The following is a 251-nucleotide window of genomic DNA, read 5'->3' as shown; positions in this document are numbered from 1 at the left end:
GCTCTGACGGTACTCCAAAGGATGTTGCTACAACAAATGGTGCTTGTATTTGTAAGGCGCATGATTTGATCTGGGGTAAAAATTTTAATTGTGATGAAAGGCTAAAAGTGATTGAGATATGCCAAAATCTATGGCCAAATAATTATTTAAAATCAGCGAATAATTTGATGGCTGTGTTTGCTTGGGAAAGTGGAGAGAAATTTGAGACAGGTGCTCCCAACCAAAGAAACTCTGGAGGGACAGGACTTATT

At 38.6% G+C, this 251-nt stretch carries 1 pseudogene; it reads left to right on the top strand.

The features are described from left to right. A pseudogene (locus tag AAEY87_RS14220) lies at window positions 1-251 on the top strand (hypothetical protein); the annotation flags it as partial.

The organism is Psychrobacter sp. S1-30-MNA-CIBAN-0213, from assembly GCF_040309845.1.
Lineage (GTDB): Bacteria > Pseudomonadota > Gammaproteobacteria > Pseudomonadales > Moraxellaceae > Psychrobacter.
Note: the sequence above shows the minus strand (reverse complement) of the source record. Positions and strands in the feature narration are given on the sequence as shown.